This is a genomic window from Bacillus cereus group sp. MG20 (assembly GCF_040459885.1).
Lineage (GTDB): Bacteria > Bacillota > Bacilli > Bacillales > Bacillaceae_G > Bacillus_A > Bacillus_A cereus.
The window spans coordinates 181,198-201,844 of record NZ_JARVHF010000001.1 but is presented as its reverse complement, the minus strand read 5'-3'; the positions used below and the strand labels follow the sequence as shown (position 1 = coordinate 201,844).

Sequence of the window (20,647 nt, the reverse complement as noted above, 5' to 3'; positions counted from 1 at the left end):
GTGTAGGGAAATCAAAAGGAGGATTTTTCATGGGGATTAGAAATTTAGTTTCTCACCTGTAACAGAAAAATAATTTGCAGGAGGAGAATAATAATGAACGAATTAAATGTAAAAGAATTTTATAAAAAACAATTTGAACTAATGAGCTATGATATAAATAATGAAAATTGGTTACAGGAAGTTGCTAAAGAAGTGCAAGAACAAGTTGGATATCCAATTCAGACGATGTTAGAACTAGGAGCTGGAAATGGCGGATTTGCAAGGGCGATGTCTAATTTGAATGTAAAAATGACTACTGTTGAGCTTGTACCGGAGTTAGCTATGTTTGCAAAAGAACATTCTACTAATGACATTGAGGTTCATTGCGCCGATTTTTATAAAATTAACTTTAAAGAAAAGTTTGATGTTGTTATTTATTTAGACGGATTTGGTGTAGGAACAGATGAGGAACAATTATTTTTATTAAAGCGTATAAATAACTGGTTGAAAGATGATGGATGTGCACTTATTGATATTTATCAACCGTTATATTGGGAAAAAGCCAATGGACAAGAAATGCCGATAGGTTCTGCAATACGAAAGTATGAATATGATAGTGAAAATGCAAGAATGCTAGACCATTGGTGGGAAATAGATTCTTCAAATGATATCGTGACACAATCTTTACGCTGCTATGCTGTAGATGAGATTAGTAATTTATGTGCCGAGGCTCATTTAAGTATAGTTGGGATTTTCCCAGGAGGAGCGTATGATTTTGAAGCTGGGAAATATAAAGAGCAATCATCTTTAAATGAATGTTTATCATATCGAGTAAAAGTGAAAAAGAGTAGGGATTAAATCCTTACTCTTTTTACTTTTATTGTGTGAATAAATGTCGTTCTCTTTTTATTCTTATAGTTCTTAGTACGATTCCAATTCCGAGAAATAAAACAGTAGCAGCGACCCCGCTAATAGGATTTAACCAAAAATCACTACTGTTTGTAAGAGTAATAATCCCTGTTATTGTGACTAAAACAGTAGGAACAGCATCCTCGATCGCATGCATGATAACGCATGGCCAGACGGATTTTGTAAGTCTATATATTTCAACATACATAATTGACCAACAAACCATAAGGATACAGCCAGATAAAAGCATATTTAATCTTGAGATAGATTCAAAATATTCATTTGGCAAAAAGACTATATAATATGCAGCATGCCAAAGTGCCCAAATTAAACCAGAAATAATATAAATGTACCAATCGTTTAGATTTAGTTCAATCAACTTTGGAGTTAAATAACCACGCCAAGAAAACTCTTCAAAAATATTTTTAATAAAGTTACCAATAGTAGACATGACTATGAGTGACAATAACGTGGATATATCAAAACTAGAAATATGAGCTACTCCAAAAATGAGCGATATGCTTATCGTTATTACTGTAACGAATGGATAAATAAGTAGTGCAGTGAAATACCATATAAAGTTTCCTTTCAAATTTGGCTTGATGCCAAAATCATTCCAATCTCGGCTAATAACTCTAAGTAAAATGCTTACGAGGAAAGGTAATATTAGCCATAACCCCATACCTAAAGTATTTCCTTCAGGTTGATTTGTTAGAAGAGAATCTAGAAATACCCCAATCCATCCACTGGCCAAAACAGTTAATACAAAAATAAGTAAATATAACTTTAGTGATTTCTTTTTCGCGACATTCATTTGAAGAGCCTCCTTTACTTTTGTTTATCCTACTATTTATGGGCAGTAAAACGCCCATTGATTAAAGTCTTTAATTTTTACAATGTTTTTTAATAGATAAATTAAATAGGAGACAAATAGAAAGTAGTATCTTTTGCATGCATCACTATACTATATGTGTATTTGTGTGATTTAGATGTTGCGTATTCTTTTTAAATTAGAAAGATGAAAAGTAAGTTTTTTCGGAAAATTTAAATGGAAACTATTGACTTTATGATTGGATTTTTAATACAATGATACTTCGACTGAAAAATTAGAACGGACAGGAGGGAATCGGCGAAATGAGCAACATATTTGAAGATGAGTTACAAAAAATGAAGGATACTTTACATACGATGGATGAGCAATTGGATAAGCTTGAAAAAATCCCAGTTTATTATGGTGAAGATTTTAAAGAGCAAATTCTTGAAAGTATGAGGGAGTCTAATAGACAAAACTTACGTATTGGTGTGCAAGAGCCGTACTTTGGAAGGTTAGATTTTCAGGAAGATGGAAAAGAAGAAGTTATGCCGATTTATATCGGAAAAGTAGGAGTTTCGGATATGGACACGATGAAGCCAATCATTATCGATTGGCGGGCACCTGTCGCAAGTATGTTTTATTCATTTACCGGTGGAGACGAATTAGCATTTTATCAATCACCAGATGGATTAGTAGAAGGTGATGTGTATTTAAAACGAAACATTTCCATTCGAAAAAGAGAACTTGAACGTGTTGTTGATACATATGTAAAAGGAAATGAAGATGTATCGCATGCCGATGATTTTCTTCTATATCGATTAGGTGAGAATAAAGATAATAAGCTAAAGGATATTGTTTCAACGATTCAATCGGAACAAAATGATATTATTCGAGCGGAAAGAAATTTACCATTACTTATTCAAGGGGTTGCAGGGAGCGGAAAGACAACAATTGCTTTACATCGCCTTGCTTTTTTAATTTATGAATATCGTGAACAACTAGAAGCAGAAAGAATGATCGTATTTGCGCCGAATAGTCTGTTTTTAGACTATATTTCGAGTGTACTTCCTGAATTAGGTGTAGGGAATATTAATCAAACAACGTTTCCGGATTGGGCATTACGTACGTTAGATGATTCAGTGAAACTAAAGCAGACAGAAGAAAAATTGAAAGAAGCATTTTCAATTAATCGTGATGAAAAGAAGGTAATGCTAGGTAAATTAAAGGGTACGTTGGAATTTAAGACGTTTATTGAAGAGAGAATGATCCAATTTGAAAATGAGTTAGTTCCGACAAAAGATTTTGAGGCGTGGGATAGAGCGATTATTCCAGTAGAAGATATTAAAAAATGGATGCAAGTTGAATATAAACATTATCCTTTACAGAAAAGAAGAGAACGATTAGTAGGACGAATGAAGCGCTGGATTGAAATTGAGCTTAAAAAATTCGGGGAAACAAACGAGAAAAAATTACTTAAAAAAGAAGCGACTAAGAGACTGAACGCATATATGAAGTTTTGGCCGAAAATGAGTGCTCTTTCACTGTATAGTTCAATAGTAAAAAGTAAAGAAATACTTGAGGTATTACCTGAAGAACTTGTTAAAGAAACAGAAAAGAGTTGTCGTAAAAAAGAAGTGTATGTAGAAGATTTACCAGCTTTAATATACATACATCATCGTATAACAGGGATTGAAATCGGGCAGAAGTTTCATCACGTTGTTATTGATGAAGCGCAAGATTTTTCGCCTTTCCAAGTTTATGTATTAAAAGAAATTACATTAGGTAATTCTTTCACTATATTAGGTGATTTATCGCAAGCGATTTATGATTACCAAGGAATTGAAGATTGGAATGCTTTTAAGGAAGTATTCCAAGAAACCGGTTATTATGAATTGACAAGAAGTTATCGTTCTACAAAAGAAATTATTGAATTTGCAAATGAAATAATTAAAAATGCAGAAATCCCAGTAGGACTCGCAACACCAGTCTTCCGCAGTGGAGAAGATGTGAAAGTAATTCATGCAGAAAATCAATTTACTGAAATTGTGAAGACGGTAAAACATTTGCAAAATGCAGATGTGAAAACAATTGCGGTAATCGGAAGAACAGAAGATGAATGCCGTGATATATATGTGAAATTAACAAATGCAGGATTAACGGTCAACGTAATTGAAGCAAACCAAAGTAAATATGAAGGTGGTATATCAGTAGTACCTATCTATTTAGCGAAAGGTTTAGAATTTGATGCGGTGCTTTTAATTGATGTGGATGAAGAACATTACAAAAACACAAAACATGATGCAAAATTACTATATGTCGGATGTACGAGATCACTTCATGACTTATGGATTTTCCATAGTGGGGAAGCGTCACCTTTAATTAAAGGATTAAAATAAAGTGGAACTATAATCAGTGGGGAGTTTTACTGCAAGCTAATGTGGGATAAATATAAAAAGAGGATTTTCTAGTACAGTATGAAGATCCTCTTTTTTATATTAAAATGGTAGACGAATTAATGACTTGAGCTGTTGTTTAAATGATATACGATGCTTTTTTCTAATTCCTTAGTTTGTTCTTTTTCCCATGTACGAACAGCATCTACTGGAGTTTGTGTATGTTTTAACCAATCTAGAATAAGGTGTAGTTGTTCTTGTATTTGACCAATGTTTTGCTCCTTTATGTTCTTATTCTGAATTCTATTAGTTAATTGAAGTATATAGGGAAGTTTTTCTATACATTCGCTTAAATTTCCGCAATAACCTGAAGGGAATTCATGTGTACCAAATTTTAAAGTATTGATGTAATTAGAAACTAGGTATATCATGGCTTTATGTTCGGTATCACCACCTAATTCAATCGCTTTTCGAAGGGATTTTTCTAAATCGTCTTCTTTATTGCTAGAGTCCATATAAATTCCTATCCATCTAAAAGGTCTTGAATCAATCGGGTTGTTTTCTGTCCATCTATATAGAATGTCAATTAGAAAACTATTTAGTGAGAAAGTTAAGCCCTCATCTTTTTCGTTTAATGCATCTAAAATAGTAAACAGCGAAATAGCAAACTCTTCTTAATCTTTTGATTCCCATGTTTTTGCATTTGAAATAAATGTCTCCAAATGTTTATAAGCTAATTTTCGAAGTCCCGCTTCGCGATGCTGACAGTAACAAATAAAATCATGCCAATGCTCATTTGTATTCATATGTATAATAATAGTTTGTAATGTAGTGAGAGGTTTATCCATTATAAGTCCCCAATCTATTAAGAACGTGTTGAAAATTTAGTGTTATTATATCATTACATAAATTAAAAAGGGAGAGTTACTATGATTACAAAAGTAATTACGAAAAGTAATTGGGAAATCGCAAAAATAATTGGAAAAATTAATGAAGATTCCCTTATAGAAGAGGGATTTATTCATTGTTCATTAGTAGATCAAGCTTTAAGAGTTGCAGAAAAATATTTCAAGCATGAAGAAGATGTTTTATTACTTACAATTGATCCAGCCCTATTAAAAGCAGAAGTAAAATATGAACTTGCTTCAAACGGTCAAGAATATCCGCATGTTTACGGAGTAATTAATGTTGAGGCGATTGTAGAGGTTGTTCCATTTTCTAAAGAAAAAGGGGAATTTATATTACTTAAATCAGTTCGACTTTAGTAATAGGCGATGGAGTTCGCTATAATCGCTATATATAGCTAATGAATCCTATTGATAAACGAGATTTTTTGTTTATCAGTAGGATTTTTAATTTTATTCGAACAGACTTAAAAAGAGCACATTTGAATTGTGCTCTTTAAGAGAAAAGTGAATTAGGGTTTTTACTTCTAGATAATGTATGAGTAATTCATCATAATGTGACGATGAATCACAAAAGAGCAGTTAGAGTGGGAAGAATTTAAGATGGATTTTATTGGTCACGGGATCCAATCGATTGGTAATGAAGCAGTTCTAACAGGACTCATTATAGACTTTGAAGATGAAACGTAAAAAAAATATTGTATTTATCTGAATATTGAGGGAATATAAAAGTTTTATTTATCTAATTTTTAGAAAACATAGACTATAATATTAATAAATGGTATAATTTCCTTGTTATTGGAATTAAAATGAAAATATTAGAAGAAAAAGGATTGGGTTGGTTTTAATGGGGTATTCTGATCACAAAGAAACAAAGGCGATATTAAAGTTATGGTTTATTTATATACCACTTGCATTTGGAGAGTTTGTCTTTTCGAATATCATAGGTTATTTAAAAAAATAAAGATTTTGCATTTGAAAAACAATTAACCTAATTTAATTGTTTTTTATTTTACTTTAATAAACCAAATAAAAATAGAGATTTTGAACAAGATGAAGTTTATGAAGGAAATAACGTTGATTAGGTGCTGAAAACAGTGTGAAATCAACAGTGCCTAAAGAATAAAACAGGAATCATTCAACAATGGTAATTTTCCATTTTATTAGCTTCCTATAGTGATATGTTATGGTCACATCATATGTGTACGATACTTGTAACTTAATATAGCATTACTGGAATTTCAAAATTAGTAGTTAAGGTTGCTACCTTTTAGAGTGTTATAGATATATATAACTTAGCTAAAAAAGCACAAATCATATAATTTGCGCTTTTCATTATCTGTTTTTGGTAAAAAAAGCACAGTTTTTGTCACACTAATACTGTACGATACATAGTATAAAACACATACTGTATGACATATAGTAATGGAAATGAGGTGAGTGAATGGATACTTTATTAAACTCGTTAATTACTGAGTTAAGAAGAGGGACATTAACGTTAGCTGTTTTAAGTCAATTAAGAACGCCGCAGTACGGATATTCACTTGTCCAGTTATTGGAGCAATCAGGGATTACAATTGATCAAAGTACTTTATATCCGCTACTTCGCCGATTAGAAAAGCAGGAGTTAGTGACGAGTAGTTGGGATAAAACAGAGAGTAGACCTCGTAAGTATTATGTTTTAAGTGAATATGGATTAGAGATATTTTTGCAGTTAAAAAAGGAATGGATAAAGGATTCGAAAGAACTTTATAACTTATTAAAGGAGGAGGAAGAGAATGAATTTAATTGATCTCTATATCCAGGAAGTTGCGAAGAGATTACCTGAAAAAAATCGTGAAGATATTACACTTGAACTAAGGTCAACTATAGAGGATATGTTACCTGAAGATTATAATGAAGAAGATGTAAAGAGCGTTCTCGAAAAATTGGGGAGTCCGGTTTCATTGGCTAATGGTTATTTGGATAGACCGATGCATTTAATTGGACCACGTTATTTTGATGTATATACGACATTGTTAAAAATGATTATACCAATCGCAGCAATCATTGCACTCATATCAATGGTTGCAGAAAATTTTATAGGCTATAGTGGTGATCAAGCAGTATTAAATGTTATTTTACAATTGATAGGTAAAGGTATTGGGGAAATTTTTGAAGTGGGTCTTCATGTATTTTTCTGGTTGACACTTGTGTTTGTTATTTTAGAAAGAACAGATAAAGACAAAGGTATTCAGCCGTTGACGACAAGTTTTAAAAAATGGACACCAGATGATTTGAAAAACATCTCGTATATCCCAAAGAAAAAAGCAATCTCGAAGTCTGAAGTTTTTGGAGGTTTAATGTGGACAGCAGTTTGGGCTACACTCTACTTTTATGCGAATCATCTTGTTGGCGTATATCATGGTACGGCAAATGGACTGAAGTTTGTCTCGCCAACTTTTAATCAAGATGTTTTACTGCAGTACTGGCCAATCGTTGTAATTATGATCGTTTTTGAAATAGGTATATCCCTTTATAAATTAGTGCAAGGAAAATGGACGCAAAGATTGGCGATTGGAAATGCTATTCTTCAAGTAGCTGGGACGATAGTATTCATTGTAATTGTAGTAAATCCACATTTATTTAACGCAGGATTTATTACGTATTTGGCAAATGCATTTACTATTTCCCCAGAGGAGTTTAAAACGTGGCTCATTGGGGGAGGAATTTTCTTATATATGTTATCTGCTGCAATAAATATATTTGATGGTTTCCGAAAAGCTAGTATTCGTATGTAGATAAAAATCGGAAATTTCAATAAAATAAAACTATTAAAAAGATAGTTAAATAAGATGAACATTATGAAAGGAAGAAAATAATGATAAGGGAAGCTACGAAAAGAGATTTAGCATACATTTTAGATATTTATAACGATGCGATACTTTATACAACAGCTGTATATGCGTATAAACCTGTAACTCTTGAAAATAGAGTAGATTGGTATGAACAAAAAAAGGCTGAAGGGTATCCCATTTTCGTATATGAATTAGATAATAAAGTAGTAGGATTTGCGACATTCGGCCCATTTAGAGCGTGGCCTGCTTATAAATATTCAGTTGAACATTCTGTGTATGTAGATAAGGCATATAGAAAAAATGGCATTGGGTCTTCATTAATGAAAGAATTAATCAGAATTGCGAAGGAAAGAGAGTATATGACCTTAATTGCTGGAATTGATGCAGAGAATGAGAAAAGTATTGCCTTGCATCAAAACTATGGATTTGTTCATACAGGGACAATAAAAAAAGCTGGTTATAAGTTTAATAAATGGCTAGATTTAGCTTTTTATCAGCTGGAGCTTAACGGTCCTGAAAATCCTATAGAAGAATAAATATTTTTCGGTAGCAAGAAAAAATTCATGCTACCTTTTTATTATTTTAATAGCTAATGAAAAGTTTTTTTACATTCAATGTTGAAATATTAGAAGTTAATATAACGATATAAAAAGAGGGATGGAAATGGAAACTGTTATAAATAAAATAAAAGAGGTACAATCTAATTATGTGGGAATGGCAATTTATTCTACAAAAGATAATCGGATAGTTGCTTCATATAATAATGAATTAAATATTCCGTTAGCATCAGCAGCAAAATTAGTCATTGGATTTGTAGTAACGCAAATGGTGAAGGAAAATAAACATAATTGGAATGATATACTTCATCACATTAAATTTAATCCGCATGAAGATAGTGCGCAGTTATATCCGCATTTACAAGGAAGAACTTCTTTAACACTTAGTCAAGCGGTAGAGGTAATGATTGCTTGTCATGATAGTTGCGTTGCACAGTCAGTTGTAATGCACTGTGGTGGATGGGATGCTGTGAAAATGTACGCACAAACGTACTTTTCAAAAATTTATATACAAGAGAATGCTAGAGATGAGAAAAATGTTGGAGAATTAAGTGAAGTTCTTGCCCTTTTCATACAAACCTTTCAAGGTTATAAATCAGAACCAGAATTATGGGAACCAATTATTAGCGGCATGGTAAGACAGCAAGGAGAGTATGAAGAAATCCCATATTATCATTTAGCTCATATGACAGGTGGATTACTCACAGCTACAATAAATATTGGTATTATAGGAATGTTTAACGAATTTCCGCTTCTTTATGTGATGGGGGGAAAAGATTTACCGAATCGACGTGAAAATAAAGAGGTAGATGAAGCTTTTGCAGCAGTTTTAAAGTACATATACAAAGAATATAGTGAAAGCATGCTAGGAGTGAGCGATTGAAAAGAAACTTAAAGACTTCAACAATCATTATTTTAATTTTAACGATTATTGCTCTTGAAGTTGGAATCGCACTATATGATCACAATTTGTCATTAGATACAATTTACTTTGCAGCGATCCTTATTTGTATTGTATTGCTTTTTGGCACACGTGTTTCTGGAGAGAAAGAAAGTACATCGAAACGAGGAAGAAGAAAAACAGCTCTTATATTTTGGCCATCTATTTTATTGTCTATCGTTTGTTTTGCGGTTATAAGTTACATAAGGGTAGGATATGTCTCTGTACCAGGTATAATTGGCTTTTCATGCTTTGTTACATATGGTGGATTCGTATGTATTAGTATTTTAAAGAGAAAAAATAAAATGTAGATTACTAAGCTGAAAGGAAGCAATATAAATGAAACATATAAAGAACGGTACACGCACTGAAGGAGAATATATTAAAAATAAAGTTATTCAATATAATATGTCCATCTTAACAGATGAGGCAAGACAGACGATGGAAGAAGTACGCCTCGTAGTAAAAAATGAAGAAGGAAAAATTTTTGGGGGCGTAACAGGTACGATGTATTTTTATCACCTTCATATCGACTTTTTATGGGTTGATGAATCAGTTCGTCATGACGGTTATGGCAGCCAACTTTTACATGAAATTGAAGGTATTGCGAAGGAAAAAGGGTGTAGATTAATATTGCTAGATTCATTTAGTTTTCAAGCACCAGAATTTTATAAAAAGCACGGTTACAGGGAGTATGGTATTGTTGAAGATCACCCGAAAGGTCATAGTCAGCACTTTTTTGAAAAGAGATTATAATAATATTATGTATACTGTTTGATGGGAGAAAGAATATGTACACGTATAAATTGCAACAAGAACAACCAATCTGTGCAGAAAAAATAAAAAAACTTTATGATTCTGTCGGTTGGTGGCCAGAAAGAAAAGAAGTCGATATTGAAAAAATATTAAAGAATAGCATAGCCATTGGAGTATGGGAAGAAAATGAATTAGTTGGATTTGCTAGAGTCCTTTCTGATGGTGTTTTTCGAGCATACATTGAAGATGTTGTCGTACATGAGAGTGTAAGAAATAAAGGTATTGGAGAGAAGATGCTAACAATATTACTTCGAGAAATATCTCATATTGATATTGTTAGTCTATTTTGCGGAGAGAAGCTAATAAAGTTTTATGGTGAGCAACAATTTCAAACAACGAAGCAAATTGTGATGCATCGTAATCAAACAGGGAAAGAATAAGAGGTGCCAATTAAAATGAATGCAACAAGAGCGTACTGTTTATCGAAAAGAAAAGCGACAGAAGATTCTCCAGATGGTTGGAGTGCAACATGTATGAGGCTTAATAATAAAATATTTGCGATAGTAAATCATGAAGAAGGTGAAAAAGCTGCGATTACATTGAAGTGTGATCCAGAAGTCGCATTAAGAATAAGAGAAGATTATCCAGAAACAATTATTCCAGGCTATCATATGAATAAAAAACATTGGAATACCGTTTATATTCATAAGGGTATAGAACAGGAGCAAATAAATAAAATGATTGATTGGTCGTATGATTTAGTACTACAATCATTTTCAAAGAAAAAGCAGCAGGAGTTAATGAATTAAAATGCATTAGGAGTGTGTGTAATGAAAGATTCGATTAAAGATACGTATGATAAATTAGCGAGTACATATAAAGAAAATCTAGATTTCGCAAATCCATATAACAGTTATTATGAAAGACCGGCGATGATGGAGCTTATTTCAAAGGAACTAGAAGGAAAAAAGATACTAGATGCTGGATGTGCAGCTGGATGGTATACTTCTCAATTCATAGGAAGAGGAGCAAATGTTACAGCAATTGACGTAAGTCCTGAAATGGTAAAAGCAGCAAAAGAAAATATAGGAGAAGAAGCAACGTTCCTTTGTCATGATCTGCAAGAAACATTGCCATTTGAAAATAATACGTATGATGTGATTGTAAGTTCGTTAACTCTTCATTACTTAGAAAATTGGAATCAAGTATTTCAAGAATTTCGTCGCGTATTGAAGCCGGGTGGAGAACTTATATATTCTATCCATCATCCTTTTATGGATTTCACAAAGTTTCCATGTGAAAGTTATTTTGAAAAACAGCTATTAATAGATACTTGGGTTAAACCGAACATTACAATTGAAGTCGAATTTTTCAGAAGGTCACTACAAGACATAATAAATGAAACTACAAATTATTTTGTATTAGAAGAGATAGTGGAACCGAAGGCAGTTGAAAAGATGAAAGAAGTAGACGAAAAATCATATTATTATTTAAATATGAATCCACATTTTCTTATCATAAAAGCAATTAATAAATAGCTAGTAAAATAACTTTGTTTTACTAGCTATTTACAGTTTTACATTACATATTAGGAGACTTTAAAATGAATACGAAACGAAATAGAGTATTATATGCACTATTTACTATAGTTGTTATTATTTTAGGTCTTAGCTCAAGAAAGTTTTCTTTTGCACTACCACATCTATTAAATAATTACTTAGGCGATGCTTTATGGGCATTAATGATTTTCACTGGCTTTGGATTTTTGTTTCCTAAAACAGAGACGAAGAAGTTGGCTTTTATTAGTTTAATGTTTTGCTACGGGATTGAAGTGAGCCAATTGTATCATGCGAAGTGGATAGATAGCATTCGTGCAACGACTTTAGGCGGACTCGTGTTGGGATACGGTTTTTTGTGGAGTGATTTAGTGGCTTATACAATTGGTGTTGGAGTGGGAATACTTTGTGAGTTTATGTTACGGAGGAAATAATCGATTTTAAAAAGGAGCCCTTTATGAAAAAAATAATATTAATTGGTTCTGGTGGTTCAGGAAAATCTACATTAGCAAGGCAGTTAGGGAATAAATTAAATATTAAGGTGCATCATCTTGATGCATTATTTTGGAAACCGAATTGGGAAGGTGTTCCGAGAGAAGAACAAATAACAGTTCAAAATAACTTAATTAAAGATGAGAAATGGATTATTGATGGGAATTATGGCGGGACGATGGATATAAGACTGAATGCAGCTGATACAATTATCTTCCTTGATATTCATAGAACAATTTGTGTTTATAGGGCTTTTAAAAGAATTGTAAAATACCGAAATAAAACAAGACCAGATATGGGCGCGGGATGTGAAGAAAGATTTGATTTGCAATTTTTTAAATGGATATGGGAATATCCTAATGCTAAACGACCTACAATTTTAAAAGGGTTAGAGCAATTTCCCGAAGAGAAAAAGGTTATTGTTTTAAAATCTCCAAATGAGGTTCGGAAATTTTTAGAGCACATATAATAATAGAATGTAACAAAACAATTCTTTGTAGATCTTACCGATTAGTTTAATAAAACTAATCGTTTTTTATTATGAAAAATTTAACGCATTTTGAAAATTGTATTTTGTAATGAGTATATGACTATAAGTTCATATAAAATGAACGTTTGGAGGAATAGAAAATGACTAACGATTTAATTCAACTAATCGATTCATTAATGGTCAATATTCCAGCTGGAGAGGTAGTATTAAGAGATGATCGAATAAAAAAAGAATGGCTAGTACAAATTCAACCATTTCTTCTTGCAAAGTATGCTGTAACAACGGAACTATATGATGCTATTACAAATAGTACATTAAATAATTTTGAAAATAATCATAAACCAGTTGTAAATATTTCATGGAAAGATGCCATTGCGTTTTGTAATGTACTTTCAAAAAAAGCGGGATTAAAAGAATATTATTCTATTAGTGATGGTGGTCAAATTGTTAGATGTAAGTTAGATTCAAATGGCTACCGATTGCCATCTGAGGCAGAGTGGCAATATGCATGTAAAGCAGGTACAACCGGATATACATACGGGAAACTTCATGATATAGCATGGTATAATGAAAATTCAAATGGACATATTCATGACGTTGGCCAAAAGGAACCGAATGCATGGGGACTCTATGATATGTTAGGGAACGTTTGGGAATGGTGCTATGATTTGTATGATGAAAAAGTATACGGAACATACCGCATTTTTCGTGGAGGTAGTTGGGCTGAAGCAGCGAGAGGTTGCGGCGCTACTTGTCGTCGTCGAAGCCATCCTACATTTCATATAGATGATCTCGGTTTTAGACTCGCTAGGTCAATTTAGTAGGAACATGATACGAACAGCTAGGAAAAGAGTATGGAGAGAATCCGTACTCTTGCCAACATAGAAATGATTTAACGTAAGGAGTGTTTATTATGGCGCGTGTTTTATTTATTAATGCTGGATCAGAAGGACATATAAATCCAACTTTACAAGTTGTAGATGAATTGATTTCTCGTGGTGAAGAGGTCGTTTATTTTTCAATAGAAGCTTTCAGGGAGCGGATTGAGAAGACAGGTGCTACTGTACGAACGATTGATGATCAAAAATTTATAAAAGCGTTTCTATCTGGAGGCAGAAATTATTTGCAGGAAAGAATAAATGGCCTTCTACATACAGCGGATATTGTAATACCTAGCGTTCTAGAACAAATTGAAGGTGAACATTTTGATTACATAATTCATGATTCTATGTTTGGCTGTGGGCACTTAATTGCTCAAATTCTTAAATTGCCATCCATAAATTCATGTACATCTTTTGCGCAGGATGAAAAATCTTTTGAGCAAATGTTAGGTCATCTGTCAAAAAATATCCCAGTAGAAATTCATGATAAAATACAGAATGATTTTCAAAACTTAACGAAGGGAATTGCTGAAAAATATGGTGTTGAAATAAAATCATCGTATGAAGTTTTCTGTAATCCTGCACCCCTTACTATTGTGTATACAATTAAGGAGTTCCAGCCTTTTGGTGATACGTTTGATGAAACATATAAATTTGTAGGACCATCTATCTCTGCACAAATGAAAAACAGAGACGTTTATTTTACTTCAATTGAAGAAAAAAGTCCGATTTATATTTCATTAGGTACTGTTTTTAATGAAGCGATTGACTTTTATAAACTGTGTATGAAGGCCTTTGAGAATAGTGAGCATACAATTGTTATGTCTATTGGTAATAAAACAAAAATAAGTGATTTAGGCGAAATCCCTAAAAACTTCATTGTGAAAAACTATGTACCCCAAACTGAGCTGCTTACATATACGAAACTATTTATTACACACGGCGGGATGAACAGTGCGCATGAAGGACTGTATAACGGGGTTCCGCTCGTTGTAATACCGCAAAGTGCAGATCAGCCAGTAGTCGCAAAGCAAGTGGAGAGTCTTGGAGCAGGAGTAAAATTACAAATGCAAGGATTAACTGTGGATCAACTAAGTGAAAGTGTAGAAATAGTATTAAATAATCGTTCATTTAAAGAAGTTGCTTTGAATTTGAAGGAATCTTTCCAAAAATCAGGTGGATATAAGGAAGCTGTTGATGAAATTTTTATATTTGTAGGTCAGTGAAAAAAATGAAATTATACATTAGAAAAGCATCTAAATAGGATGCTTTTTATTTAACTTTATAATTCTTATTTTTAATATCTAGTATGGTTAAAAATAAGGCACTGAGAGATATAAGTATAAGAATAAAAGTTAACCAGTTAAATGTATTGTTAATTATGAAGTAAAGATGATAGATAAATATATTCAAATTGTATTTTAAAATGTTAGGACTTAGTTTTACATGTTAGTAATAATTTCACTGTTTCTGCACAACTTCTGCACATACTCAGGTAATTTCTATGTCATGATATATTCATAAAGTGAAATATTTCACAAGAAAAATATAATTTCACTGCGGTGTATGTATAATTAACACATACATCGGTACAAGTTTGTCTCTTGTTATTCTTTTACATCAAAGCCCACATTCCACTACAAAGTATAACAAGAAGGAGACATGAACATGAATAATCGATTTTTAAAACAACTACAAAATATGAAAATGAACAAAAAAAGTTTAGGAGCTGTAGTATTAACAGCTGGAATTATTAGTACGACACTTATTCCTCAAAATGCTTATGCGCACGGTTTTGTTGAAAAGCCTAGTAGCCGATCCGCTTTATGTAGTCCAACTTATGGTGCGCTAAATGTAAACTGTGGAAGTGTTATGTATGAACCACAAAGTTTAGAAGCTTCAAAAGGGTTCCCACAAGGTGGTCCAGTAGATGGACAAATTGCTTCAGCAGGCGGAAAATTTGGTGGTATTTTAGATCAACAAACAGCAAATCGTTGGTTTAAAAATACAATCACTGGTGGGGAAAATACATTTACTTGGAAGTATACTGCGCCTCACTTAACGAGTAAGTGGCATTACTATATTACTAAAAAAGGATGGAATCCAAATAAATCGCTAACAAGAGCAGATTTCGAACCAATTGGAACTGTACAACATGATGGTTCTGCAGCTTCAAATAATTTAACTCATAAAATCAATGTACCTACTGATCGTAGTGGATATCATGTGATTTTAGCAGTATGGGATGTAGCTGATACAGCAAATGCATTCTATAATGTAATTGATGTTAATCTTATTAATGATGTGAAACCAGACATAGAAGCGCCAAGTATTCCAAATGGACTTCAGACGCAAAAAGTAACAGCGAATAGTGTAGAACTAACATGGAACGCTTCTACGGATAATGTAGGGGTAAAAGGATATCAAATCTTCCGTAACGGAGAGATGATTGATACAGTAATAGGCACTCATTTTATTGATAAGAAATTACAACCAAGCACAGAATACTCTTATACTGTAAAAGCAATTGACGCAGCTGGCAATGTATCGAAGGAAAGTACAGCGCTTACAGTAAAAACAACAGTTGAGATTCCTGATACAGAAGCACCAACACAACCAAAAGGATTACATAGTATGGGAACGACAGCGTCAAGTGTGGATTTAATGTGGAGTCCATCTGACGATAATATTGGTGTAGACCATTACGATATTTATAGAGAAACAGAAGGATCAATGAAAAAGATTGCAACATCCAATACAACTTCTTATATGGATAAAAATCTGCTCGCTAATACTACTTATAAATATGTAGTAAAAGCTGTTGATGTAGCTGGAAATGAATCCGTACAGAGTGATATATTCACAATTACTACAAAAACCGAAAGCGCTTCATATGAAGCGTGGGATGCAAAAAAAGCATATAAAAAGGGAGATAGAGTTCTACACGAAGGAAAAGTATATGAAGCAGTCCAGAGTTATCAAGGAAATGGTGATCCGAACTGGATTTATGCATTATCATTATGGAAAACAGTGTAAGCTTTACCTAGATATGAACTAAGAGATGATGGGCTTTGATTTCAAAAGAGAATCTTGAGAATTCACTTTTCTATTAATAATAAAGGGTAGTGTATGAATACATAAGATTCATACACTACCCTTTTTATTATGATAACATTTTCGTCATAAGTATATGCGGAATGCCATCTTCCATAAATATATCAGAAGAAGTTTCATAACCTAATTTTTTATAAAATCCTTCAGCTTGTGTTTGCCCGTGTAGTTTCACTTTTGTAGCTTGTTCGTTACGAGCAAGTTCTTCTAACGTTTGAATGATGACTTTACCTAATCCGTATGTACGATAATCTTTTAAAATACAAATACGTTCTAATTTTCCGACACCATCAACAAATCGTATACGCCCTGTGCCTACAGGAAGCTCATTATAATAAACTAAAATATGTTTACATTGCTCTCCGATTTCATCGAATGTATCAAATTCCTCTGCAAGAGGGACACCTTGTTCTTTTACAAATACTTCTTTTCGAATATGAAAGGCAGTTTCTAAATCAGCAAGTTCTGTTATAAGTTTGGATTGCAAAATGTTCAGTCCTTTCTAGTGTAATCAGCTTGTGTTTTCATAGTATATCATAATAAAGCGCTATTAAGAGAAGAACATACTAAAAAGCCAACTTTAAAAAGTTAGCTTTTATTACAATTCCTTTATCCCATTTTTAGCGCCGATAATTACTTTACTCGTCATACTTATAAACAACCCTGTTTCAACTACACCAGTAATCATTTTTAATTGAGTGTGTAAATGGGCAGGACTAGAAATATAATTAGGGAATATACAATCGATAATCATGTTATTGTTATCGGTTATATAGGTTTCATTATTTTTCAAACGTAATGTTGTTTGACACCCTAAAGACTGAATTTTATTTTCGGTTTGTTTCCATGAAAAAGGGATGATTTCAATAGGTAATGGAAAAGTACCTAAATGTGTTACAAGTTTCGATTCATCAGCAATGATAATTAGTTCTTTAGAGGAAGAGGCAACGATTTTTTCACGAAGTAATGCACCGCCACCGCCTTTTATAAGTTGTAAATTTGAATCAATTTCATCCGCTCCATCAATTGTAAGATCAAGACTTTGTACGTCGTTTAACGAAATTAGGGGGATATTTAGTTGCTGTGCTAATGCTTCAGTTTCCTTTGATGTCGGTACAGCTTGAAATGATAATCCTTCTTTTACACGCTCACCTAATTTTTGTATTGTCCAATATACAGTAGAACCTGTACCAAGCCCAATCTTCATGCCATCATTTACAAAGTTAGCGGCATATTCGCCAGCGAGCTGTTTTAAATTCATCGCTTTACTCCGCCGGACGCGGTCCAGCATCAAGACCTGAATTTTCAACTGTAAGTACCGGACGAACGACTATATCTTTATGTACACGCATTTGACAAGATAATCGTAAATGATCTTCAATCCCTTTTTCCGTCATTGCATGTTTCTCATTCGCACTCGCTTCACAGAAATCACCTGCTAGTATTTCTACTCTACAAGTTGTGCAACGTGCATTCCCGCCACAACGATGAAGAATGTTGACACCGCTATCTTCAATTGCTAATACTAACTTCGTTCCTTCTTTTACATCAAATGTTCCCGCACCTTCAATTGTTAATTTTGGCAAATTTGTTCCTCCTCACGTAAAATTGTACATAACATATTTATGACCGCGAATTATTGAACATAAACATTATTTTTTTATATCCCCGTAACTTTTTTTTATGTTGAATCGTTTATTAAGTAAGCGCTGAAAAGGAGTGGTTATTTTGTGCACAAAAGTAACTCATGTTTTAAAGAACCGTATCGATATGAATCATTCAAATATAAACTTTTTAATTGAACAATATGGAGAGTTAAAAAGATATTGTACTTTTTTAACGAAAAACAAATGGGATGGGGAAGATCTCGCCCAAGAAACAGTGTGTAAAGTGCTTCAAAAATATAGAAATAAAGATATTTGTATGACACTCGTCTATAAAATAGCAAGAAATCGTTGGTTAGATCAGATGAAGTCTAAGTCTGTTCATGAAAAAATAAGAGAACAAATCACTTTTGAAGAACCACATGAGAACATTGCAGATTTGCATGAAATGGTAGGGAAAGTATTGTCTTCATTAAATGTACAGCAATCCGCAATTTTATTATTAAAAGATGTTTTTCAATATAGTATCGCTGATATTGCTAAAGTGTGTTCTGTATCAGAAGGTGCAGTGAAAGCTTCTTTATTTCGGAGTAGAAATAGGCTGAAAACTGTAAGTGAAGAAGGGGTCGAGATAGTCGAATTCACAGATGATATGGAAGTTGTAGTAACGTCTATTCGAGAAGAGAGACCGGAATTATTAACGAAACTGCTTCCGTCAATAGATTTTACTAAGTTACCATCTAAACAGCCAGTCTTATTATTTAATGTGAAACAACCTTCTTCCTACAGTTGTATGCTTTGCGCAGCATAACAAGTATTGGAGGGATTTAAAATGAATGCAATTCCATATGTAGTAGAACAAACAAAATTAGGAGAACGTTCCTATGATATATATTCAAGGTTATTAAAAGACCGCATTATTATTATCGGTTCAGAAATTAATGATCAAGTAGCGAGTAGTGTCGTAGCTCAATTATTATTTTTAGAAGCAGAAGATGCAGAGAAAGATATATTCTTATACATCAATAGCCCCGGCGGTTCAACGACAGCAGGTTTTGCAATATTAGATACGATGAATTTAATTAAACCAGATGTGCAAACGCTGTGCATGGGCTTTGCGGCATCATTTGGTGCATTGCTATTATTATCTGGAGCAAAAGGAAAACGGTTTGCGCTCCCTAACAGTGAAATTATGATTCATCAGCCGCTTGGTGGTGCACAAGGGCAAGCAACAGAAATTGAAATAACTGCGAAAAGAATATTAAAGTTAAAGCATGATATTAATAAAATGATTGCAGAAAAAACAGGCCAACCGATTGAAAGAGTAGCACATGATACAGAAAGAGATTATTTTATGACTGCAGAAGAAGCGAAGGAATATGGGATTGTAGACGATGTTGTTACGAAAAAATAAGATGAAAAAGGCTAGAGGACATATTAATTCTCTAGCCTTTTTATTAATCCTTTACCCATTCATCAACTAATGCTTGATTTTTTTTAATCCATTTTCGCGCAGCTTCTTCAGGATCTTTTGTTTTATTTAACATGACCATTAACGTACCGAGCTGTTCATCGTTCATTTTCCATTTATCAAAGTATTTTATAACATCTGGGTGATCTTTTTCGAAACCTTTACGAACGGAGTAATAAATGTCATCTTTTTCACCATATACTTTCTTAGGGTCTTTTAAATATTTCAAGTCAAATTCTGAAAAACCCCAATGCGGATTCCAAAGCGTAACAGCGATTGGTTTCTTTTTTGTATATGCTTTCTTTAGTTCACTCATCATCGCAGCTTCAGAGGATTGGACAAGTTTTAGTTTTATATCATATTCTTTCATTGCTTTATTCGTTAAATTCATAAGACTACTACCGGGTTCGATACCGACAATTTTATTATCTAGTTCATCTTTATGAGCATTTAAATCTTCGATACTGTTTATGTTTTTCATATAAGAAGGGACGACTAAACCTAGTCCAGTACCTTCGTACCATTTTGATTTTAAGACAATATCATCTTTATAACGATCGTTTAGCGGTTTATCTGTAACTGGTAGCCATACTTCTAAATTCGCATCAACATCGCCACGAGCAACACCAGTCCAAATTGCGGCTTTTTCTAAATACATAAGCTCAACTTTGTAGCCTTTTTCTTCTAATAAAACTTTCCACATGTTTGCAGTTGCAATATTTTCTTTCCAACTTGTTACACCAAGTTTAATTTTTCCTTTCGAATTTGCATTTGTTGCATTACATGAAGTGAAAATCATAGTAATAAATAATGCAAGGCATATAAACCAAATTTTCTTTCGCATCGAAAACCTCCTAAGTAACGTTTGCCTTATAAAATAAATGTATAAGTAAGCATTCTTATTATGAACGGAAACGAGAATTTTAAAGAAATCTTATGAATGTCATTTTTA

At 32.9% G+C, this 20,647-nt stretch carries 24 protein-coding genes, 1 pseudogene and 1 riboswitch; of the genes and pseudogenes, 19 read left to right on the top strand and 6 right to left on the bottom strand.

The genetic code is table 11. The features are described 5' to 3' along the window. The first annotated feature begins 93 nt into the window (after positions 1–93). Positions 94–837, top strand: coding sequence for a class I SAM-dependent methyltransferase (locus QCI81_RS01095; protein ID WP_001004314.1), 744 nt, complete (start codon positions 94–96; stop codon positions 835–837). A 19-nt stretch (positions 838–856) separates the two neighbouring features. Here the strand turns inward: QCI81_RS01095 and QCI81_RS01090 are convergent, their stop codons facing one another. Further along, positions 857–1,702, bottom strand: a complete 846-nt coding sequence (locus tag QCI81_RS01090) for a CPBP family glutamic-type intramembrane protease (protein ID WP_071732108.1) — start codon at positions 1,700–1,702, stop codon at positions 857–859. A 320-nt stretch (positions 1,703–2,022) separates the two neighbouring features. Here QCI81_RS01090 and QCI81_RS01085 point away from each other — a divergent pair, with 320 nt between their 5' ends. Further along, entirely contained in the window at positions 2,023–4,098 is a 2,076-nt protein-coding gene (locus tag QCI81_RS01085) for a HelD family protein (RefSeq protein WP_071732109.1), read from the top strand. A 116-nt stretch (positions 4,099–4,214) separates the two neighbouring features. Here the strand turns inward: QCI81_RS01085 and QCI81_RS01080 are convergent. Beyond that, positions 4,215–4,943 (bottom strand): annotated as a pseudogene (locus QCI81_RS01080) (hypothetical protein). A gap of 81 nt (positions 4,944–5,024) precedes the next feature. Here QCI81_RS01080 and QCI81_RS01075 point away from each other — a divergent pair. The 15 genes from QCI81_RS01075 to QCI81_RS01005 all read left to right on the top strand — a co-directional run bounded on the left by QCI81_RS01075 (position 5,025) and on the right by QCI81_RS01005 (position 16,545). After that, positions 5,025–5,360, top strand: coding sequence for a DUF952 domain-containing protein (locus tag QCI81_RS01075; protein ID WP_000629080.1), 336 nt, complete (start codon positions 5,025–5,027; stop codon positions 5,358–5,360). Continuing rightward, positions 5,357–5,418, top strand: a riboswitch (Fluoride riboswitch). It overlaps the preceding gene by 4 nt. A gap of 1,026 nt (positions 5,419–6,444) precedes the next feature. Beyond that, positions 6,445–6,792, top strand: coding sequence for a PadR family transcriptional regulator (locus QCI81_RS01070; RefSeq protein WP_000380295.1), 348 nt, complete (start codon positions 6,445–6,447; stop codon positions 6,790–6,792). Next, the gene (locus tag QCI81_RS01065; RefSeq protein ID WP_071732110.1) at positions 6,779–7,780 is read left to right on the top strand and encodes an HAAS signaling domain-containing protein; all 1,002 of its coding nucleotides are present in this window, start codon (positions 6,779–6,781) and stop codon (positions 7,778–7,780) included. Before QCI81_RS01070 ends, QCI81_RS01065 begins: the two co-directional genes overlap by 14 nt. 80 nt (positions 7,781–7,860) lie before the next feature. Then, entirely contained in the window at positions 7,861–8,373 is a 513-nt protein-coding gene (locus QCI81_RS01060) for a GNAT family N-acetyltransferase (protein WP_071732111.1), read from the top strand. Between the two features lie 127 nt (positions 8,374–8,500). Further along, positions 8,501–9,277: a serine hydrolase gene (locus tag QCI81_RS01055; protein ID WP_060852056.1), complete on the top strand. Its 777-nt coding sequence runs from the start codon at positions 8,501–8,503 to the stop codon at positions 9,275–9,277. Next, positions 9,274–9,645 (top strand): hypothetical protein, encoded by a 372-nt coding sequence (locus QCI81_RS01050; RefSeq protein ID WP_017673276.1) that lies wholly within the window; start codon positions 9,274–9,276, stop codon positions 9,643–9,645. The genes QCI81_RS01055 and QCI81_RS01050 overlap by 4 nt, the downstream gene beginning before the upstream one ends. A gap of 28 nt (positions 9,646–9,673) precedes the next feature. Then, entirely contained in the window at positions 9,674–10,090 is a 417-nt protein-coding gene (locus tag QCI81_RS01045) for a GNAT family N-acetyltransferase (protein WP_000680536.1), read from the top strand. Between the two features lie 35 nt (positions 10,091–10,125). Further along, a complete protein-coding gene (locus tag QCI81_RS01040; protein WP_071732113.1) occupies positions 10,126–10,530 on the top strand; it encodes a GNAT family N-acetyltransferase in 405 nt (134 codons plus the stop codon). A 15-nt stretch (positions 10,531–10,545) separates the two neighbouring features. Continuing rightward, positions 10,546–10,899 carry an MmcQ/YjbR family DNA-binding protein gene (locus QCI81_RS01035; protein ID WP_000994624.1) on the top strand — a complete coding sequence of 118 codons (354 nt, stop codon included), beginning with the start codon at positions 10,546–10,548 and terminating at the stop codon, positions 10,897–10,899. A 21-nt stretch (positions 10,900–10,920) separates the two neighbouring features. Next, positions 10,921–11,628, top strand: a complete 708-nt coding sequence (locus tag QCI81_RS01030) for a class I SAM-dependent methyltransferase (protein WP_071732114.1) — start codon at positions 10,921–10,923, stop codon at positions 11,626–11,628. A 65-nt stretch (positions 11,629–11,693) separates the two neighbouring features. Then, positions 11,694–12,080 (top strand): ribosomal maturation YjgA family protein, encoded by a 387-nt coding sequence (locus tag QCI81_RS01025; protein ID WP_065483986.1) that lies wholly within the window; start codon positions 11,694–11,696, stop codon positions 12,078–12,080. 23 nt (positions 12,081–12,103) lie between these two features. Then, on the top strand, positions 12,104–12,607 hold the full coding sequence (locus QCI81_RS01020) for a DNA topology modulation protein (protein WP_071732115.1): 504 nt from the start codon (positions 12,104–12,106) through the stop codon (positions 12,605–12,607). A 161-nt stretch (positions 12,608–12,768) separates the two neighbouring features. Continuing rightward, positions 12,769–13,449, top strand: a complete 681-nt coding sequence (locus QCI81_RS01015) for a formylglycine-generating enzyme family protein (protein WP_071732116.1) — start codon at positions 12,769–12,771, stop codon at positions 13,447–13,449. 92 nt (positions 13,450–13,541) lie between these two features. Next, positions 13,542–14,735 carry a macrolide family glycosyltransferase gene (locus tag QCI81_RS01010; RefSeq protein ID WP_071732117.1) on the top strand — a complete coding sequence of 398 codons (1,194 nt, stop codon included), beginning with the start codon at positions 13,542–13,544 and terminating at the stop codon, positions 14,733–14,735. 442 nt (positions 14,736–15,177) lie between these two features. After that, positions 15,178–16,545, top strand: coding sequence for a lytic polysaccharide monooxygenase (locus QCI81_RS01005; RefSeq protein ID WP_071732118.1), 1,368 nt, complete (start codon positions 15,178–15,180; stop codon positions 16,543–16,545). A gap of 127 nt (positions 16,546–16,672) precedes the next feature. Here the strand turns inward: QCI81_RS01005 and QCI81_RS01000 are convergent, their stop codons facing one another. From QCI81_RS01000 to QCI81_RS00990, 3 genes are all read right to left on the bottom strand, one after another. Beyond that, positions 16,673–17,107 (bottom strand): GNAT family N-acetyltransferase, encoded by a 435-nt coding sequence (locus QCI81_RS01000; protein ID WP_071732119.1) that lies wholly within the window; start codon positions 17,105–17,107, stop codon positions 16,673–16,675. A 111-nt stretch (positions 17,108–17,218) separates the two neighbouring features. Further along, on the bottom strand, positions 17,219–17,881 hold the full coding sequence (rpiA, locus tag QCI81_RS00995) for a ribose 5-phosphate isomerase A (protein WP_078993750.1): 663 nt from the start codon (positions 17,879–17,881) through the stop codon (positions 17,219–17,221). Positions 17,882–17,885: 4 nt separating this feature from the next. Next, positions 17,886–18,206 carry a 2Fe-2S iron-sulfur cluster-binding protein gene (locus QCI81_RS00990; protein WP_001125388.1) on the bottom strand — a complete coding sequence of 107 codons (321 nt, stop codon included), beginning with the start codon at positions 18,204–18,206 and terminating at the stop codon, positions 17,886–17,888. Between the two features lie 142 nt (positions 18,207–18,348). Between QCI81_RS00990 and QCI81_RS00985 the strand changes: the two genes are divergently transcribed. Next, positions 18,349–19,035 (top strand): RNA polymerase subunit sigma-70, encoded by a 687-nt coding sequence (locus QCI81_RS00985; protein ID WP_000337521.1) that lies wholly within the window; start codon positions 18,349–18,351, stop codon positions 19,033–19,035. Between the two features lie 21 nt (positions 19,036–19,056). Further along, positions 19,057–19,638, top strand: a complete 582-nt coding sequence (clpP, locus tag QCI81_RS00980) for an ATP-dependent Clp endopeptidase proteolytic subunit ClpP (RefSeq protein WP_000991612.1) — start codon at positions 19,057–19,059, stop codon at positions 19,636–19,638. 43 nt (positions 19,639–19,681) lie between these two features. On the opposite strand, the gene QCI81_RS00975 is transcribed toward clpP, so the two are convergent. Continuing rightward, positions 19,682–20,539 carry a glycine betaine ABC transporter substrate-binding protein gene (locus QCI81_RS00975; RefSeq protein WP_001227615.1) on the bottom strand — a complete coding sequence of 286 codons (858 nt, stop codon included), beginning with the start codon at positions 20,537–20,539 and terminating at the stop codon, positions 19,682–19,684. Positions 20,540–20,647: the final 108 nt, after the last annotated feature.

Excerpts from the sequence above, each read along its gene's own strand:
- QCI81_RS01045 (WP_000680536.1), top strand. The coding sequence starts at position 9,674 with ATGAAACATATAAAGAACGGTACACGCACTGAAGGAGAATATATTAAA.
- clpP (WP_000991612.1), top strand. The coding sequence starts at position 19,057 with ATGAATGCAATTCCATATGTAGTAGAACAAACAAAATTAGGAGAACGT.
- QCI81_RS01065 (WP_071732110.1), top strand. The coding sequence starts at position 6,779 with ATGAATTTAATTGATCTCTATATCCAGGAAGTTGCGAAGAGATTACCT.
- QCI81_RS01060 (WP_071732111.1), top strand. The coding sequence starts at position 7,861 with ATGATAAGGGAAGCTACGAAAAGAGATTTAGCATACATTTTAGATATT.
- rpiA (WP_078993750.1), bottom strand. The coding sequence starts at position 17,881 with ATGAATTTAAAACAGCTCGCTGGCGAATATGCCGCTAACTTTGTAAAT.
- QCI81_RS01030 (WP_071732114.1), top strand. The coding sequence starts at position 10,921 with ATGAAAGATTCGATTAAAGATACGTATGATAAATTAGCGAGTACATAT.
- QCI81_RS01095 (WP_001004314.1), top strand. The coding sequence starts at position 94 with ATGAACGAATTAAATGTAAAAGAATTTTATAAAAAACAATTTGAACTA.
- QCI81_RS01015 (WP_071732116.1), top strand. The coding sequence starts at position 12,769 with ATGACTAACGATTTAATTCAACTAATCGATTCATTAATGGTCAATATT.
- QCI81_RS01090 (WP_071732108.1), bottom strand. The coding sequence starts at position 1,702 with ATGAATGTCGCGAAAAAGAAATCACTAAAGTTATATTTACTTATTTTT.
- QCI81_RS01035 (WP_000994624.1), top strand. The coding sequence starts at position 10,546 with ATGAATGCAACAAGAGCGTACTGTTTATCGAAAAGAAAAGCGACAGAA.
- QCI81_RS01010 (WP_071732117.1), top strand. The coding sequence starts at position 13,542 with ATGGCGCGTGTTTTATTTATTAATGCTGGATCAGAAGGACATATAAAT.
- QCI81_RS01025 (WP_065483986.1), top strand. The coding sequence starts at position 11,694 with ATGAATACGAAACGAAATAGAGTATTATATGCACTATTTACTATAGTT.
- QCI81_RS01075 (WP_000629080.1), top strand. The coding sequence starts at position 5,025 with ATGATTACAAAAGTAATTACGAAAAGTAATTGGGAAATCGCAAAAATA.
- QCI81_RS01070 (WP_000380295.1), top strand. The coding sequence starts at position 6,445 with ATGGATACTTTATTAAACTCGTTAATTACTGAGTTAAGAAGAGGGACA.
- QCI81_RS01085 (WP_071732109.1), top strand. The coding sequence starts at position 2,023 with ATGAGCAACATATTTGAAGATGAGTTACAAAAAATGAAGGATACTTTA.
- QCI81_RS00975 (WP_001227615.1), bottom strand. The coding sequence starts at position 20,539 with ATGCGAAAGAAAATTTGGTTTATATGCCTTGCATTATTTATTACTATG.
- QCI81_RS01020 (WP_071732115.1), top strand. The coding sequence starts at position 12,104 with ATGAAAAAAATAATATTAATTGGTTCTGGTGGTTCAGGAAAATCTACA.
- QCI81_RS01040 (WP_071732113.1), top strand. The coding sequence starts at position 10,126 with ATGTACACGTATAAATTGCAACAAGAACAACCAATCTGTGCAGAAAAA.
- QCI81_RS01055 (WP_060852056.1), top strand. The coding sequence starts at position 8,501 with ATGGAAACTGTTATAAATAAAATAAAAGAGGTACAATCTAATTATGTG.
- QCI81_RS01005 (WP_071732118.1), top strand. The coding sequence starts at position 15,178 with ATGAATAATCGATTTTTAAAACAACTACAAAATATGAAAATGAACAAA.